The 16513-nt window shown below is 69.6% G+C and carries 14 protein-coding genes and 4 pseudogenes; 6 read left to right on the forward strand and 12 right to left on the reverse strand.

All coding sequences use genetic code 11. The annotated features are described in order from the left end of the window. The first annotated feature begins 49 nt into the window (after positions 1-49). The 3 genes from L0H79_RS06255 (at position 50) to mscL (ending at position 2433) form a co-directional block, all read left to right on the forward strand. Positions 50-952 (forward strand): S-methyl-5'-thioadenosine phosphorylase, encoded by a 903-nt coding sequence (locus L0H79_RS06255; RefSeq protein ID WP_301483719.1) that lies wholly within the window; start codon positions 50-52, stop codon positions 950-952. Positions 953-1166: 214 nt separating this feature from the next. Then, a complete protein-coding gene (locus L0H79_RS06260) occupies positions 1167-1751 on the forward strand; it encodes an SAF domain-containing protein (RefSeq protein WP_301483720.1) in 585 nt (194 codons plus the stop codon). A gap of 319 nt (positions 1752-2070) precedes the next feature. Next, positions 2071-2433 (forward strand): large conductance mechanosensitive channel protein MscL, encoded by a 363-nt coding sequence (mscL, locus tag L0H79_RS06265; RefSeq protein ID WP_301483721.1) that lies wholly within the window; start codon positions 2071-2073, stop codon positions 2431-2433. A gap of 116 nt (positions 2434-2549) precedes the next feature. Here the strand turns inward: mscL and L0H79_RS06270 are convergent, their stop codons facing one another. Then, a complete protein-coding gene (locus tag L0H79_RS06270) occupies positions 2550-2840 on the reverse strand; it encodes a hypothetical protein (RefSeq protein WP_301483722.1) in 291 nt (96 codons plus the stop codon). Positions 2841-3046: 206 nt separating this feature from the next. Continuing rightward, positions 3047-4588 (reverse strand): tRNA (N6-isopentenyl adenosine(37)-C2)-methylthiotransferase MiaB, encoded by a 1542-nt coding sequence (gene miaB / locus L0H79_RS06275; protein ID WP_301483723.1) that lies wholly within the window; start codon positions 4586-4588, stop codon positions 3047-3049. A 180-nt stretch (positions 4589-4768) separates the two neighbouring features. Here miaB and L0H79_RS06280 point away from each other — a divergent pair, with 180 nt between their 5' ends. Both L0H79_RS06280 and L0H79_RS06285 read left to right on the forward strand, forming a co-directional pair. Further along, complete coding sequence (locus L0H79_RS06280) at positions 4769-5368, forward strand: YceI family protein (protein WP_301483724.1); 600 nt, start codon at positions 4769-4771, stop codon at positions 5366-5368. Between the two features lie 149 nt (positions 5369-5517). Further along, a complete protein-coding gene (locus L0H79_RS06285; protein ID WP_301483725.1) occupies positions 5518-6471 on the forward strand; it encodes an NAD(P)/FAD-dependent oxidoreductase in 954 nt (317 codons plus the stop codon). A gap of 257 nt (positions 6472-6728) precedes the next feature. On the opposite strand, the gene L0H79_RS06290 is transcribed toward L0H79_RS06285, so the two are convergent. The 3 genes from L0H79_RS06290 to L0H79_RS06300 all read right to left on the reverse strand — a co-directional run bounded on the left by L0H79_RS06290 (position 6729) and on the right by L0H79_RS06300 (position 8314). Beyond that, on the reverse strand, positions 6729-7418 hold the full coding sequence (locus L0H79_RS06290) for a DUF4386 family protein (RefSeq protein WP_301483726.1): 690 nt from the start codon (positions 7416-7418) through the stop codon (positions 6729-6731). A gap of 118 nt (positions 7419-7536) precedes the next feature. Next, positions 7537-7836: a hypothetical protein gene (locus L0H79_RS06295; protein ID WP_301483727.1), complete on the reverse strand. Its 300-nt coding sequence runs from the start codon at positions 7834-7836 to the stop codon at positions 7537-7539. Between the two features lie 148 nt (positions 7837-7984). Then, positions 7985-8314: a hypothetical protein gene (locus L0H79_RS06300; protein ID WP_301483728.1), complete on the reverse strand. Its 330-nt coding sequence runs from the start codon at positions 8312-8314 to the stop codon at positions 7985-7987. Positions 8315-8379: 65 nt separating this feature from the next. On the opposite strand from L0H79_RS06300, the gene L0H79_RS06305 reads away from it, so the two are divergent. Next, positions 8380-11373, forward strand: coding sequence for a BTAD domain-containing putative transcriptional regulator (locus L0H79_RS06305; RefSeq protein ID WP_301483729.1), 2994 nt, complete (start codon positions 8380-8382; stop codon positions 11371-11373). Between the two features lie 127 nt (positions 11374-11500). Here L0H79_RS06305 and L0H79_RS06310 read toward each other — a convergent pair whose 3' ends face one another. The 7 genes and pseudogenes from L0H79_RS06310 to L0H79_RS06340 form a co-directional block, all read right to left on the reverse strand. Then, a complete protein-coding gene (locus L0H79_RS06310; protein ID WP_301483730.1) occupies positions 11501-12226 on the reverse strand; it encodes a regulatory protein RecX in 726 nt (241 codons plus the stop codon). 11 nt (positions 12227-12237) lie between these two features. Continuing rightward, positions 12238-12921, reverse strand: coding sequence for a hypothetical protein (locus L0H79_RS06315; RefSeq protein WP_367652436.1), 684 nt, complete (start codon positions 12919-12921; stop codon positions 12238-12240). Then, a pseudogene (locus tag L0H79_RS06320) lies at positions 12907-13461 on the reverse strand (LAGLIDADG endonuclease); the annotation flags it as partial. The pseudogene L0H79_RS06320 and the gene L0H79_RS06315, both read right to left, overlap by 15 nt. 60 nt (positions 13462-13521) lie before the next feature. Continuing rightward, a pseudogene (locus tag L0H79_RS06325) lies at positions 13522-14154 on the reverse strand (recombinase RecA); the annotation flags it as partial. Between the two features lie 3 nt (positions 14155-14157). Then, positions 14158-15477: pseudogene (locus tag L0H79_RS06330) on the reverse strand (LAGLIDADG family homing endonuclease); the annotation flags it as partial. Continuing rightward, a pseudogene (locus L0H79_RS06335) lies at positions 15451-15669 on the reverse strand (DNA recombination/repair protein RecA); the annotation flags it as partial. The pseudogenes L0H79_RS06330 and L0H79_RS06335, both read right to left, overlap by 27 nt. 309 nt (positions 15670-15978) lie before the next feature. Beyond that, positions 15979-16497 (reverse strand): O-acetyl-ADP-ribose deacetylase, encoded by a 519-nt coding sequence (locus L0H79_RS06340; RefSeq protein WP_301483733.1) that lies wholly within the window; start codon positions 16495-16497, stop codon positions 15979-15981. Positions 16498-16513 lie beyond the last annotated feature (16 nt).

Consider the following 16513-nt stretch of genomic DNA (forward strand, 5'->3'; position numbering starts at 1 on the left):
AGCAGGTATGCCGCTGAGCCCTCTGCCGCTGGCCCCTAGGCTTTCCGGCATGACCTCCTCAGCGAGCCGTCCTCACCCCTCGTCGGTCTCGAGTGGCTCATCTGCCTCGGACTCGTCCGAGGTCCGCGGACCTGTCGACATCGGGGTCATCGGCGGCTCCGGGCTCTACGAGTTCCTCGACTCGCACGAGACGGTCGAGGTCGAGACCCCGTTCGGCCCGCCGAGCGACCCGATCGTCGTCGGTGACGTCGACGGTCGAGCCGTGGCGTTCGTGGCGCGCCACGGCAAGGGTCACCGCTTCGCGCCACACAGGGTCAACTACCGCGCCAACCTCTGGGCGCTGCGGTCCGTGGGGGTTCGCCAGGTTCTCGCGCCGTGTGCCGTCGGGTCGCTGCGTGCGGAGTACGGCCCGGGCGCGTTCGTCGTGCCCGACCAGGTCATCGACCGCACGTGGGGGCGTGCCCACACCTACTACGATCTCGAGGGTCCGGTCGTGCACGTCGGGTTCGCCGACCCCTACTGCCCGCGCGGTCGGTCCACTGCCATCGAGAGCGCGCGCCGGTCCGGTCATGCGGTCGGCGCCGAGGGGACGCTCGTCGTCGTCAACGGGCCACGCTTCTCGTCGCGGGCCGAGTCCGGCCTGAACCGGCAGGCCGGCGGCACGATCGTGGGGATGACGACGATGCCCGAGGCGGCGCTGGCCCGCGAGCTCGCGATGTGCTTCACGAGCCTCGCCATGGTGACCGACTACGACTCCGGGGTCGACGGCGGCGCCGCGGTCACCCACGAGGAGGTCATGCGGGTCTTCGCGAGCAACGTCGAGGACCTCAAGGCCGTCCTACGCCACACGATTGCCGGCCTGCCGCAGACCGAGGACGACGAGGACGCAACCTGTCCGTGTCGACGCAGCCTCGACGGGCTCACCCTGCCATTCCCTCTGCCGGGCCGCTGAGGGAGGCTTCACGACGATGCTGCGCCGCCGCCCACCGTTGCTTCCCGCCCCGGATGCGGGCTCGGGAGCTGCCGCTCAACCCGCCGACGGGTCTGACGCGCCCACGGGTCGGCCTGCGCGTCGGTCACGTCCCGCGGATGTGCCCGGTCGTGGGTCCCGGCGACGGGGCGGGCTGCCCCGGACCGGGCGACGTCGGGCCGCGCGGCGGCACCGGTTGCGACGCTGGGGTGCCGCGCTGCTCGCCGCGCTGGCTGGGTTCGTCGGTGTGACCGCCCTGACGCCGCGAGGCGCCGCTGCGCCGGGCGTGGCCACGGTCGTCGCTGCTCACGACCTGCCCGCAGGCATCACGCTGACCGCAGACGATCTCGTCATCGAGCCGAGGCCCTCGAGCCAGCGGCCCGAGACCGCGGCCACGCGGGCCGGCGACGTGGTCGGCAAGGTGCTCGCCACACCCGTCTCGGCGCGCGAGGTCGTCACCGCGTCCCGCCTGCGCGGTCCAGGGATCCTCTCCGGCCAGGCAGCCGGCACGGTGGCGATGAGCGTGCCGGTCCTGGACCCCCAGGCGGCAGGCGTCACGTCCGGCAACCGGGTCGACCTGTACGCGAGCGGCTCTGGCGACCGCGTCGCCAGCGACGTCGCGGTGCTGGCAGTCCACGTCCCGGAGACCTCGACCATCTCGTCCGGCGGCGCGGCGAGCATCACGCTGGCCCTCGACGAGCCGACCGCGAGCCGAGTCGCCCAAGCCGTGTCGACGCTGCAGGCCGGCGAGATCTTCGTCGTCGCCCTCCGCGCGGGCTGACGCGGGTTTGGTCACGTAGGGTGCCATCATCTTGTCGCCACCCGCTCCTGAACAGCCTCTCCCGACCACGAGAACTGCGCTCGACGTCAGTTCTCACGTAAACACCCCCTCCTCATGCTCTGGGTCACGCTAGGCTGAATGCCGCTCCACCAGCCACACGATGCACACTGTCACCTTTCGAACCAGCGGCCCCGTTCTGGATCTCGGTCCCGTCCGGGCGTCCTCGGCACAGCAGGCTGACACTCAACTCATGCTCGCCACCAGTCGTTCTCCGGTGGTTTCCCTCCGGTAGGAGGGTTGGTCAGGAAGGAAAGCGCACATGCTCAAGGGCTTCAAAGACTTCATCATGCGGGGCAACGTCGTCGACCTCGCGGTCGCGGTCGTCATCGGCACCGCCTTCGGCTCGGTCATCAAGTCCTTTGTCGACGTCATCATGGACCTCATCGGCAAGCTGGGCGGTCAGCCGAACTTCTCAAGCTGGGTCCCCGGCGGCGTGCATGTCGGGGCCTTCATCACGGCCGTGATCAGCTTCCTCATCATCGCGGCGGCTGTGTATTTCCTCGTGGTGGCACCCCTGAACGCCCTCGCCGCTCTCCGCGCCAAGGGCCAGGACGAGACCGAGGCACCATCCGAGGAGGTCGTCCTGCTCACCGAGATCCGCGACGCCCTGCGCGCACGCTGAGCACGGAGCCACCTCCCGTCGGGGCGCTGCCTCGCACTCGCGGCGGTCTACTTCGGCATCGTTGTCGTCGACAGGCCATTGCCTGGTGACAGCCCAGGGCCGTCATGCAATCCTGGTCAGTCCCAGCCAATGAGTGTGCCCATCTGGGCCGAGACTGACCCGTAGACGACGGGTACGGCGCTCAAGGAGAGGACGTCCCCCTGTGCCTTGGGCCGTTCGTAGTCGGCGAGGATCTCAGCGAGGGCCAGCGGACTCTTGGCCTCCTCGTGGCGGCCGGCCCGCTGGAGTGTCCGGCCGAGGAGCAGATCTGCGTATGCATCTGTGGGAGCCTTCTCGACGAGCTCGACGAGAACCGCCTCGGCGCGGCCGAGCTGGGCCAAGTGGAAGTAGGCACGGGCCAGCAGCAAGCGCAGCTCGGTCGTCCCAGTAGCAGCTCCTGCCCCTCGAGGAAGAAGCGCACTCTCGATCGCGAAAAGTGCACTCTCGAGCTGGAGAAGTGCACTCTCGAGCGGGAGAAGTGCACTCTCGATCGCGAAAAGTGCACTCTCGAGCGGGAGAAGCGCACTCTCGAGCGGGAGAAGTGCACTCTCGATGACGACAAGTGCACTCTCGATCAGGGGGTGGAGGCGTGGCAAGGGGACCCGGCAGACGCGGCCGGCACGCCGATCGACGGCATGCCGAGGCTGACCGCGGGCTTGCCGGACCCGTTCGGGAGGTCCTGGAGCGCGGCCCAGGCATCGCCGCCGCGAGTGCGCTGGACGGCATACCGACCGCGGTCGACGAGGCCAGAGTCGGCGACGAGGTGGTGGGGCGCGCCATACGTCACTCCCACGGTCGCGAGGTCACCAGGGCGAGGCGGTTGCGCGCCCTCGGGGACGGCGAAGTGCACCAGCCGGTTGTCCCGGGCGCGCCCCGACATCCGGTGGGTCTCGGCGTCCTTGCGGCCCTCGGAGGGCGCGACGAGGACCTGCACCTCATGGCCCTCGAGGCGACGGTTCTCGGCCAAGCCGACCTCATCCTGCAGCGCGATGAGCCGATCGAAGCGCTCTTGGACGACCTCCTTGGGCACCTGGCCGTCCATCGTCGCCGCCGGGGTACCGGGCCGGATCGAGTACTGGAACGTGAAGGCGCTGGCGAACCTCGCCTCGCGCACCACCTCGAGCGTGCCTTGGAAGTCCGCCTCGGTCTCACCTGGGAAGCCGACGATGATGTCGGTCGTGATCGCGGCGTCAGGCATGTGCTCCCGGACCTGGTCGAGGATCCGCAGGAACCTTGCGCTTCGGTAGGAGCGGCGCATCGCCTTGAGTACCCGGTCGGAGCCGGACTGCAGCGGCATGTGCAGGCTCGGCATGACGTTCGGCGTCTCGGCCATGGCGAGGATGACGTCCTGGGTGAAGGCCGCCGGATGTGGGCTGGTGAACCTGACCCGCTCGAGCCCCTCGATGTCGCCGCAGGCGCGCAGCAGCCTGCCGAAGGCGAGCCGGTCACCGAGCTCGACGCCGTACGTGTTGACGTTCTGGCCGAGCAGGGTGACCTCGATGACCCCCTGCGCGACCAGGGCCTCGATCTCGGCGAGGATCTGACCGGGGCGGCGGTCCTGCTCCTTGCCGCGCAGGCTCGGGACGATGCAGAAGGTGCAGGTGTTGTTGCACCCCACGGAGATGGACACCCAGCCGCTGTAGGCCGAGTCGCGGCGGGTCGGGAGGGTCGAGGGGAAGACCTCCAGGCTCTCCTTGATCTCGACCTCGGCGCGCTTGTTGTGTCGGGCTCGGTCGAGCAGCGCGGGCAACGAGCCGATGTTGTGCGTGCCGAAGACGACATCGACCCACGGGGCCCGCTCGACGATCTGGCCGCGGTCCTTCTGCGCGAGGCAGCCGCCGACGGCGATCTGCATGTCAGGGTTCCTCAGCTTGGCTGGGCGCAGCTGGCCGAGGTTGCCGTAGAGCTTGTTGTCGGCGTTCTCGCGGACGGCGCACGTGTTGAAGACGACGATGTCCGCCACCTCGGGGCGCCGGTCAGCGGGCAACCCTGCGAGGTCGACGTACCCTGCCGTCTCGAGCAGGCCGGCGAGGCGCTCGCTGTCGTGCACGTTCATCTGGCAGCCGTGCGTGCGCACGTCGTAGGTCTTCTGGGTCTTCACGTGGGTCGTCGTCATGGCACCGTCAAGGGTACGGCGTCATCCACCTTCCAGCTGCCGTGACGAGGCTGCGCCGCCGGCTCGAGGGGCTGTGAGTGTCGCGCGCACGGTCCACAACCCAATGTACTTGACAATTCAACTGCAATGGGTCAATATAGTTATTGAAACTTCAAGTGCCTCTACCCCGAAGGACTTCACATGGGACTCTTCAACCGCTCCACCGACACCCTCGAGGCAACCTCCGCCGCCATCGCCGACATCGCGGGCGACTACACGCTCGACGCCGCGCACACCCGCATCGGCTTCGTCGCCCGCCACGCCATGGTGACCAAGGTCCGCGGCCAGTTCGCCGACTTCGAGGGCTCGGCCCACATCGACACGGCCAACCCCGCCGGCTCGAGTGTCAAGGTCGTCATCAAGGCAGCCAGCGTCAGCACCGGCAACGAGCAGCGGGACGGCCACATCGTCACGCCCGACTTCTTCGACGTCGAGACCTACCCCGAGATCACCTTCGTCTCCACCAAGGTCGAGCGGGACGGCGCCGAGTGGGGCATCACCGGCGACCTGACGATCAACGCTGTGACCAAGCCCGTGACGATCGAGTTCGAGGAGACCGGCTCGGTCATCGACCCGTGGGGCAACACCCGCATCGGGTTCGAGGGCGAGACCACGATCAGCCGCTCCGAGTGGGGCCTGAGCTGGAACGCCGCGCTCGAGGCCGGCGGCGTCCTCGTCAGCGAGAAGGTCAAGCTCGAGTTCGATGTGTCGGCTGTGGCGCAGGTCCCGTCCCAGGCCTGAGGGATACCGAATCACACCCGAGGGGGTGAGGACCACGAGTCCTCACCCCTTTCGCGGCTCTCGGGCGCCGTGACGACGTATGCCGCCCACTGGCCCGATGCGCGGCAACGAACGTTGTGCATCCGACTTCCCTTCGCGACCCTTTCCCTATGAACGAGTACGACGTAGTGGTCATCGGCGGCGGGGCCGCCGGCCTGTCAGCCGCCCTGGTCCTGACCCGCGCCCGACGGCGGGTCGCCGTGATCGATGCCGGGCAGCCGCGCAACGCCCCGGCCGCCCACATGCAAGGGTTCTTGGGCTCCGACGGGCTTGCACCCACCGAGCTCCTCGCTACCGGACGGGACGAGGTAGCCGGATACGGTGGCCACTTCCTCTCCGGCACCGTCACCCGGATCAACCCCTCGCCGGCGACAGCCGCGGGCCGGATGGGCTTCGAGGTCACTCTCGAGGACAGCCCCTCCCTGCGTACCCGCCGCGTCCTGGTCACCACCGGACTACACGACGACATCCCAGACCTCCCCGGGGTGCGCGAGCGCTGGGGCCGCGACCTGCTCCACTGCCCCTACTGCCACGGCTACGAAGTGCGCGACCAGCCCCTCGGCGTCCTCGGCGGGACGCCCGAAGCCGTGTTGCACGCCCATCTCGTCCGCCAATGGTCCGACGACGTCGTCTTCTTCCCGAACGGCGACCCTCTGACCGCCGAGCAGCGGCAGCAGCTCGCCGCCCGCGCCATCGAAGTCGTCGAGGGTGCCGTCGCCGGGCTCGTCGTCGAGAACGACCGCCTGACCGGCGTCGAGCTCGTGACCGGCCACGTCGTTCCCCGAGCCGCCGTGTTCGTCCGGCCCCGGTTCGTACCGAACGACACCCTGCTCACCGCGCTTGGCTGCGTCACCGACGACAACGGTTGGGTCGTCGCCGACGCCACCGGTCGCACCAGTGTGGCAGGCGTCTGGGCAGCCGGGAACGTCAGCAACGCCCGCGCACAGGTCATCACCGCCGCCGGTGAAGGGTCCGCCGCCGCCATCGCCATCAACAACGGCCTGGTCGAGGAGGACATCCCGAGCCCGGTCGCCGACATCCAGCAGGGCGCCCAGCTGAGCTGATCACGCGTCCTGACCACTCGGACCGCGTCCCCGTATGCCGCCAGCAGCCCGGCCTGGGCACCTTCGTCCTCACGACCGTCGCAGTCCCGATCGTCAGCTACGGACTCATGCCCCGGCTGCACCGCATCCGCGTCCGCCTGCTCACCGGCCGGCCGCCTGAACCGACCGACGGGCTGGGGTCCCGAGCCGGCGCAGCTGTCCCGGGAGCGCCCGGGCCGGCGCAGCTGTCCCGGGAGCGGACGGGGCCCGAGTGGGCCTTACGCGACGTCGACCGACGCCGTCAGTGCCGGCACTCGCCACAGCAGGGCTGACACGGCGAGCAGCCAGATGCACCAGACGACATACCCGGCAAAGTTGGTCAGACTCGCCCACTCGAGCAGCGGGATCACCACGCCGGTCGCGATGAGGCCGGCAGCGACGTACCCGACGACCGCGAGCCAGCGTGGCAGCACCGACCGGCGAAGGGCGACGACGGCGAGCACGGTGAACGTGGCGGTCAAGGCGTAGCCGATGGTCTCGCCGATCACCTTGCCGACAAGCACGTGCCGGAACTCGAGACGGCTCTCGGCGTCTGCGCGCTGCGCGGGGTCCAGCGCGTCCTGGCTGATGCCGGGCACCATCGTGACCCAACGCTGCAGGCCGATCACCTGGACGGTCGCTGCCGCGACGCCGACGGCCGTGATCCAGCGGCCGAGACGCCCGCCGGTCATCCTGCCGAGCCAGATGCCGGCGGGCGCCATCAACCCGGCGCTGACCACGAGCACCACGAACCAGGTCATCACAGGCACTTGGTTCGCCCGGTAGAGGGCGAGGATCTCGGCGGTCGGCTGTTCGAGGATCTGTGGGTACTCGAACACCGAGCCGAGCACGGTGAACCCCGCGATGGCGAGCATCGAGGCGAGTCCCAGGGCGGTACCGGCGCGTCGGGCGAGGGTGCGGTCGTTCATGGCTTCCTCCGGTCGAGGTGTGCGGGTCAGACGGGCATGGCCGCGCGGGCGGCATACCACTGGAAGGTGGTGGCCAGGGCCACGTCGAGCGGGGTGACGAGGTCATCCGATGGACAGCTCATGATCGGCTCTCCTTGGGTGTGCGATGGACGAGGAGAACGGGCAGGGCGCAGGTGAGCAGAGCGGCCGCGACCGCACCCGCGGAGCCGAAGACCGTGAACCGGTCGCCGACCTCGACCCCGATGGCGGTCGTGACCGACCAACCGACCGCCCAGACGCCCGCGAGCCACACGGGCCAGAGGAGGGCGATGGGCCCGGAACGTGGGAGCAGGGTCACGGCTTGAGCCGCTCCGACGGCGAACCCGCTGATCGCGCCCTGGGTGACCAGACCTTCCAGCTCCGTGCCGAAGCGGACCATCGCGGTGCCGACAGCCAGGCCCGCAGCGAGGCCGATCGCCGCCCAACGGGAAGCCGGCGAACGAGACCATCCAGCGGCCCACGATCCCCACCGTCGAGGGTTCCAGCGGGGCTGTGGCGATGTCGGTCATGATCGTCCCTCTCAAGACTCACAGGGGTCGGCTGGCGATCCAGGCCGCCAGCAGGTGATCGGGGTGCTCGGAGAGGTGGTCGCGCACGAGACCGTCGAACAGGTCTGCCTGCCCGTGCAGGTGTGCGTCCGCTAGAGCGACCAGCTGGCGCTCGCGCGGGGCGAGTGCGAGCTGCGCCGCGCGAGCCAGCATGTCCGGGTCGCGCGACAACAGGGCCGCGGCCGTCAGCACGCTGGCCGAGCGGGTCCCGGGCACGAGCGCAAGCACCTCGTCGTTGGCGGCCGGGTCTGCGCCGATCAGCCGCAGGAGCACTGCTGCCTCGTCGTTCTCGTCGTTCACGTCGGTCACGGGAAGAGGGTCACCCGGACCGCTGACGAGGCACTGACGACGGTCTGATGGGGGACAATCGTCCAGTGGTGCTCATCGTCCGGCTCCTCGGCGAGGTGCAGGCATGCCGGGACGGCGTGCGACTGGAGGTGCCGGCCGGCAAGACCAGCGAGCTGCTCGCCCGGCTGGCGCTGGACGCCGGGGTCCGCGTCCGCGCCGACGCGCTGCTCGAGGAGCTCTGGGCCGAGCCGGCTGGACGCAACACCTTGCAGTCGAAGGTGTCCCAGCTGCGCGGTGCCCTCGGCGACAAGGATCTGGTCGTGGGGTCGGCCGAGGGCTACCTGCTCGCGGTACCCAAGGAGGCGGTGGACGCGACGCGCGCGACCGACCTGGCGTCCGCGTCGTCGACGGCTCGGGCGGCGGGCAACGCCGCCGCATCACTGGAGCAGGCGCTCGAAGGCTTGGCGCTGTTTCGTGGCGACGTCCTGCTCGAGATGGGCGACTGGGCAGGCCCGCACCGCGCGCGGCTGGAGGAGGTGCGGCTCGGCCTGATCGAGGATGCCATCGCCGCCCGCGTGGACCTGGGGGCCGGCGGCGACGTCGTGGGCGAGCTCGAGATGCTCGTGGGTCAGCATCCGCTGCGCGAAGGCCTGTGGGTCTCCCTCATCACTGCCCTGTACCGGGCCGGCCGGCAGGCGGAGGCCCTGGCGACATACCGGCGGGTGCGGCGAGCACTGCGCGAGGAGCTCGCCATCCAACCGGGTACGGCGTTGCGGCGGCTCGAGCAGCAGGTGCTACGCCAGAGCGTGCAGCTCACCGGACGAGCACACGCGGTGGCGCTGCCCGGCAACCTTCCGACCGCGCCCGACACGCTCGTCGGCCGCGAGAAGGAATGCGCAGCGGTGGCTGACGCGGTCGATCGTCACCGCCTGGTAATCGTCGTGGGACCCGCCGGTGTGGGCAAGACCCGGCTCGCGGTCGAGGTCGCCGCCCAGCTCACGGCACCGGGCGGTGTCTGGCTGGTGCGGCTGGATGCTGTCGACGCGACCTCCCGGCTGGCTCAGGTCGTGGCCGAGACGATGCACGTGCACGGCGGCGAACCGGCCCTGCGGGAGCGGTTGGCGGGCTCCGACTCCGTGTTGCTTCTCGACAACTGCGAACATCTCGTGGTCGAGGCGGCGGCTCTGGCCGAATGGCTGATGGACGCCGTACCCACGCTGCGGCTGCTCGCGACCAGTCAAGTGCCGCTCGGGGTCGAGGGTGAGCACGTCCACCACCTCGCACCCTTGACGCAGGAGGACTCCGTCGCACTGTTCGCGGCGCGGGCCAGGGAAGCGCGCCGTCAGCTGGCACTCGACGACGAGACGAGCGAGGTGATCGAGCAGGTGTGCACCTCGCTCGACGGGCTGCCGCTGGCGATCGAGCTCGCGGCGGCCCGGGTGCGGTCGCTGTCGGTCCGCGAGATCTCCCGTAGGCTGCACGACCGTTTCGCGCTGCTGCGTGACCCGACGAGCCGGCGACCGGAACGCCGCCGCGCGCTGGAGGCTGCGATTGAGTGGAGCTACCACCTGCTGTTCCCCGACGACCAGCGCGCCCTGATGGCCCTGGCGCGCTTCGCCGGGAGCGGGTCGCTGTCTGCGCTCGAGCACGTGTCGGCGGTCCTGGGGGTCCCGGCCGCCGCGGTACTCGACACGGTCGGCCGTCTCGTCGACCGATCGCTGGTGATCGTCGACGAGGGCGAGGGTGGCGAGGTGCGCTACCGGTTGCTCGACAGTATTCGCGCGTATGCCGTCGAACGGCTCCTCGAGTCGGGGCAGGCGGAGGCATGCGCGGCCGCGCATGCCAGGTGGTACGCCGCCGCGGCGGCCTGGTGCGACGAGCACGTGCGCAGCTCACGCCAGCCTGAGTGCCTGGCGGTCGCGCGAGCCGAACGGGCGAACGTGGACCTCGCTCTCGCCTGGTGCGCCGAGCACGACCCGGGGCTCGGCACCCGCATCGCAACCGGGTTCGGCTGGACCTGGGTCGTCCTCGGGGACGGTCCGGCGGGGGCCACCCGCGTGCGGAACGCCCTGCATGACGAGGCCGCGGCGGCCGAACGCGCCTACGGGTGTCTGCTCGCCGGATGGCTCGAGGCGTCGGCCGGCAACGTCGAGCTCGCGAGGGACGACCTCGACGCCGCCAGGGCACTGCTCGAGTCCCTCGACGACGAAGTCCTGCTCGCGGACGCCGACCGCCACCAGGCGTTCCTGGCCATCCAGCAGGGACGCCCCGGGGTCGTCCTGGAGACCGCGAACGCGAGTCTGGCGACCTACCGGGCTCGCTCACTGTCCTGGCGCACCGCCGGGAGTCTCCTGCTGGCTGCCTACGGCTCCCTCATGCTCGGCGACACGGGCACCGCTGCCCGCGACGCCGCCGAGGCCGTCGAGATTCTCGAACCGATCGGGGACTCGTGGTGCATGGTGCACGGCGAGGCCATCCTCGGCGGTATCGCGCAAGCCGAGGGGCGGCTCGAGGAGGCTGCCGTCGCCCTCGAACGAGCGGCCGACAAGTCCCAGCTGATGGGGTTCCGGGGCCAGGCCGCCTTGCACCGCGCGACGCTCGGTCGCATCCAAGACCGCCTCGGCGACGCTACGGCGATCGCCTCATACGAACGCGCCATCGCCGACGCCGTCGCCGTCGGCGATGGGCGGCTGACCGCTACCGCCCGCCTCAACCTGGCCCGGTGCCTGCGCCGCCACGACGAGCCCGACCGAGCCATGGCCCTGCTGGTGGAGAACGACCGCTGGTACCGCTCCGCGGGGGGCGGCGACTTCGCTCTCCTCACCGCCTGTCTCCTCGCCTCGATGCGCGAGGACGAGACACTCCTGCTCAAGGTGCTCGAGCAGGCGCGCTCCGACACGAACCTCGAGGTGCAGATCCACGCCCTCGATGCCCTCGCTCGACTCGCCGCACAACGTGCAGACACCGACCGCGCGGCCGCGTTGTTGGCCGACGCGGACGAACTGGCACCCGACATCGGGCATCTGGTGGACCGGCAGGACAGGATCGACGCCGAGTTCGCCCGGCGCTTGAGCACGTGAACGTCGGGCGCGCCTGGCAGGTCAAGCGACCTGCGCCAACTCCCGAGCTGGCAAGCCGGCCCTGGGGACCGCCTCATCGGCCAGTCCCTTGGACCCGCACATCCTCGCGCTGATCCCCCCGGAGCGGTCAGTCTCGCCGGTGCTCGTGGGCATTGTTGACAGCGTCTCTGATGACGGGCCAGGCGATCTCGCCGGGGTAGCCTTTGCGGGCCAGCAGGCCGGCCAGTCGTCTGGCTTGCGTGTCGGGGTCGACGCCGTGCATGGTGCGGAGCTTCTTCGAGACGAGCTGCTCGGCTCGGGCCCGCTCGTCCTCGATCCCGAGCCCGCCCAAGGCCTCCTCGGCGATCTCCTTGTCGATGCCGTGCTGGCGCAGCTCGTGGGCAAGGCCGGTGCGGGACAAGCCCTTGGTCTGCGACCTCGACCGGACGAGCATCTCCGCGTAGGCCTCGTCGTCGACGAGTCCGACCTCGGTCATCCGGTCGAGGACCCGCGCGGCCACGCCGTCCTCGCAGCCACGTTGACGCAGCTTCTTCTCGAGTTGGGTCCGGCTCCGCGGCGCCGTGCTCAGCTGCCGCAGCACGATCGCCCGCGCCACCGCCTCGGGATCCGCGTCCGGGACAACCGACTGCGGATCCTCGGGCGGCGGCGGAGTCTGGCTGCGCCCTCTCCGGCGATCCCCCCTGCCGTCGTTCTCCGGTCCCGCCCGCTCAGCGCTGGACGGCAGCCCTGCGACGGCGTCGCCGCCTTCGAGGTGCGCGGCGGCGTTGCCGGCCCGCACCCCGGCTCTCGCGAGGGCGGCCGCGGCGCGGGCCAGCCTGGCGGCCTGGGTCAGGTCGCTGTTCGAGTCACCCATGAGGCGTCGGGTCAGAACTCGACAGGGACGTCCGCGCCGTCGGCCGGCTGGTCGACGCGGGGACCGACCCCGAGCTTCTCCTTGACCTTCTTCTCGATCTCGTCGGCGAGGTCGGGGTTGTCCTTGAGGAAGCTGCGGGCGTTCTCCTTGCCCTGCCCGAGCTGGTCGCCCTCGTAGGTGTACCAGGCGCCGGCCTTGCGGATGAACCCGTGCTCGACGCCCATGTCGATGAGGCCACCCTCGCGAGAGATGCCCTGACCGTAGAGGATGTCGAACTCGGCCTGCTTGAACGGCGGCGAGACCTTGTTCTTGACGACCTTGACCCGGGTGCGGTTGCCGACCGGCTCGGTGCCGTCCTTGAGGGTCTCGATGCGCCGGACGTCGAGCCGGACCGACGCATAGAACTTCAACGCCTTGCCGCCGGTGGTCGTCTCGGGACTGTTGTGCACCATGACACCGTCGACGAAGTAGTTGTGCGTCCCGGCGATCTCGATGTCGAACCGGCGCATCGAACGAGTCTTCGGCTTGACGTGGACGTCGAGAACTCGAGCCGGAACAAGCACTTGGGTGGGCTCGACAAACTCGGGCTCAACGGCGAACTGAGCACGAAATCGTGGCAGCAGCTTGTAGTCCATCGACGGGTGGATGTAGGGCGCCACGATCTCCTGGAACCGAGCGGTGCCTGCCGTCGTCATCTGGAGAACGGCCTTCTGCCGGGAACCACGGAGCGAGACCTTGCACTCGACCCCGTGGATGTCTCGCAGGAACGCGACAAGCCGCTCTCGACTCCCATGGCTCATCGCCTCCACACAGACCTCGATCCGGCCGCTTCCACCAGCGGTCCGCTGCTGAAGTCCCTTCGATCGCAGGGCGAACGTCCCGTCGTCCATGTACCAGATCGCGAGGGCGTGGGGTGTGATGCGCTTGATGACGTCCTCAGTCAGGTGCTTCTTGCCGTCGCCCCAGTACATGACCTCACGCAGCTCACCGAGCTCAGGTAGCGGGGTCAGGTCGACATGGACCGAGCCGTCCGGCCGGACAGTCCGGGTCTGCCCGATGTTGGCGAACAGACCGGCCTTCCAGTCGAGGTAGTCCACCTGCTTGGCCCCATGGCCCATTCGGAAGCGCACGCCGTGACGACCCTGACGGTTGGGGGCGAGATGGCCATCACCCATGAGTCCGCCGAAGATGAGCTGCCACTGTTGCCGGCTCAGGCGAGCCGTCTCGTTGACCATGACCCGGTCGCCGACGATGATCTCGCACGCCTCGCGCCACCCGCCAGGAGTGCGTACCAGGTGGTTCTCCGTCGCGGCGAACTGTGAGCGGCCGTTGCCACCGGATTTCTCGACGGTGAACTGGAGGAATCTCTGCGTGTCGCCGTTGTCGAACCAGTCGGTCACCGGGCGAGAGACGATCTCGTTCGTCTCCGGGTCGTAGGTGCGCACCTCGACGGGCAGCCTCTGGTTGACGATCTTGCCGATCTTCTCGGTCGACCCGTCGGCGAGAGTCACTCGGGTGCTGTAGCTGACGCACCCGAACATGACTCCGATCTTTTCCCGGAGCTGGTTGATGAAGATCGCTGTCGTGCCGGTGTTGTTCAGCGCACCGGTCAGCTTGCGCAGGGCCTGGCTCATGAGGCGGGCCTGCAGGCCGACGTGACTGTCGCCCATCTCGCCCTCGATCTCGGCTCGGGGCACGAGGGCCGCGACCGAGTCGATGACGATGATGTCGAGCGCGCCGGAGCGGATCAGCATGTCGGCGATCTCGAGTGCCTGCTCCCCGGTGTCGGGCTGGGAGACGAGCAGGCCATCGGTGTCGACACCGAGCTTCTTGGCGTACTCGGGGTCGAGGGCGTGCTCGGCGTCGATGAACGCCGCGATGCCCCCTCCCCGCTGCGCGTTGGCCACGGCATGCAGCGCCACGGTCGTGTTGTGCGACAGCACCCCATTGGCCAGGAAGCTGTGGGAGCCCGGCACCACGATGTCGAAGGTCGGCTGCTCGCCACCGTCGTCGATGGCAACGACCTCCTCATAGGTGTAGCGCTGTGCGGCCAGCGACTTCAGGTCCTCGATCAGTGCACGAGCCCCGTCCGTGATCCGCTCGGGACGCGCCTCGGCCCAGGCGACGACCTTGATGAGTCGAGTCCGCGAGCAGCGGAGGTCGAGATCCGTACGAAACAGGTCACCGGCAACCCGATCGAACTCCCGGTCTCCTCCGATGGAGTCGCGCAGGTCGGCGATGCGCGCACTCTGGTGCGGGACGTTCTCCCGCTGGGGATCGCGGGACGACGGCCGGAAGCTTGCCTCGACCTGCGCGGCACGACGGGCCGAGCGGAAGCCGACGACGTCCAGGAAGCGGTGCACCGCGCTCGAGTTGACGATGATGCTGTAGTAGTCCCGCTCATATGTCTTGTTGAAGCAGGTCTGCAACGTCGCGGGCACACCAAGGCCGTAGAGCATGAGCTGGACCTGCTCAGCCAACTGAAGTGACGCGGTGCCGAGTCCGACGGTCGAGGACGTGTCGATCCATCCGTCGCCCTCGAACAAGGCAGACAGGAAGGCGCGCTGGGCCTTTGCTCCCGCCGTGCGGACCCGGTGGGGCACAGACTTCTCCGGTGCGTTGACAAACGCCAGGCCGTACTCGTCGGCGAGCCGCTGGCGCAGGGCGGTGTCGTGGATGACGTGCTCACGGTCGGCATAGTGCTTCACCGTGCTGCCGAACAGGGCCTCCATCAGCCCTGAGAACTCCGTGGCGACCTCCGGGTCCCAGCTGGTGAATCGCACGGCATGCCGGTTCTGCTCACCGAGCGTGCCCTCGGCTACGAGGTAGCCGAGCAACACGGCCTCGTCCTCGCTGATCCCGTCGCCGAGAGCCGCCTCCTCGGCACCGAAGAGCGCCGAGACCAGTGTGTCGCCAAGGGCCAACCTGCCCGCCGCACGCCAGACGATGGTTCCCCGCTCGTTGATGACGCGCAGGGGATGGTTGTGGGTCGCGCTGACCGTGCGACCCGAACTGAGGCGGATGCGCAGCACCGGCTTGCGGTTGTTGTGCGTCGTGGCAGCGACCGCCTCGAGCTCGCCTCGCTCGTTGACCACGCGCATCCCAAGCCCGCTCACGCCCGTCACCCGTGAGGTGCACGAGGCGTGCTGTCCGGTCCGCTCGAAGAGCTCTGCGATGGTCTCCAGGCCACGGTCGGACCAGACATACGTGTCCGCCGTGAGGCACTTGCCCGAACTCTCCGGTCCGTAGATCTCCACGACGCGGCCGCGCGGCAGACCGCCGATGCCGAGGGCGACGTCGAGCGCGATCGAGCCGGTCGGGATGACCTCGATGGGCGGGCGGATGTCGTCGCCGAGGCGCATCACCGCGCCCTTGCCGTAGCTCTTCTCGATCTGGCCCATCACCGTGGAGAGGGCCTTGTCCTTGTCCTGCGCCGTTGCCATGTCGATCACCTGTCTGCCGTCCCTGGTGCGGTCGTCTACCTGCGACCCTCGGGCGAACGGCTCGTGTCGTGCGCTGTCGAGTCAGACGTTAGGTCGGACCACCGACACCGGGTTGCTCCACGAGACGGCCCTGTGGACGGCGCACATCCGGCGATCGACCTTGTGGATCACAGTACCGAACACGTGTTCGAGGTCAATGACCGCACGCCGCGACACGCCGACCCCACCACCTGAACCCACAAACCCTGAACCCACCAACCCTGAACCCACAACCCGGCACTCACTACCGGGCGCCCACCACTCCACCCCTCAGCCCTCGATGACCCGGACGAAGGCGGCATACGTCGCCTCGGAGAAGAGCCAGAAGCGCGCCTGCACGACCGTCGGGAACCGCGCCATCGCGGCCGCGACCGTCGTGACCGCGACCTCGGCCCCCTCCTCGAGCGGGTAGCCGTACACCCCGCACGACACGGCCGGTAAGGCGAGCCGGGCACAGCCGTGCTCCGCGGCCACCTCGACGGTGCGCTCGTAGCACGACGTCAGCAGCGCGCGCTCCCCTGCTCCGCCGCCGTGCCAGATCGGGCCCACCGTGTGGATGACGTACGAAACGGGCAGTCGCCCGGCACCCGTGATCTTCGCGTCGCCGGTCCGGCACCCACCGAGCCGCCGGCATTCCTCGATCAGCCCGGGACCGGCCGCCCGGTGGATGGCGCCGTCGACTCCGCCACCGCCGAGCAGCGACTCGTTGGCCGCGTTGACGATCGCGTCGACGTCGCGGTCCGTCGTGATGTCACCGCGGTGCAGGCTGATCCCCGGGAACCGGCTCACGACCCCACCTGCCCCC

Origin of the sequence: Intrasporangium sp. (assembly GCF_030452765.1) — a bacterium.
Lineage (GTDB): Bacteria > Actinomycetota > Actinomycetes > Actinomycetales > Dermatophilaceae > Intrasporangium_A.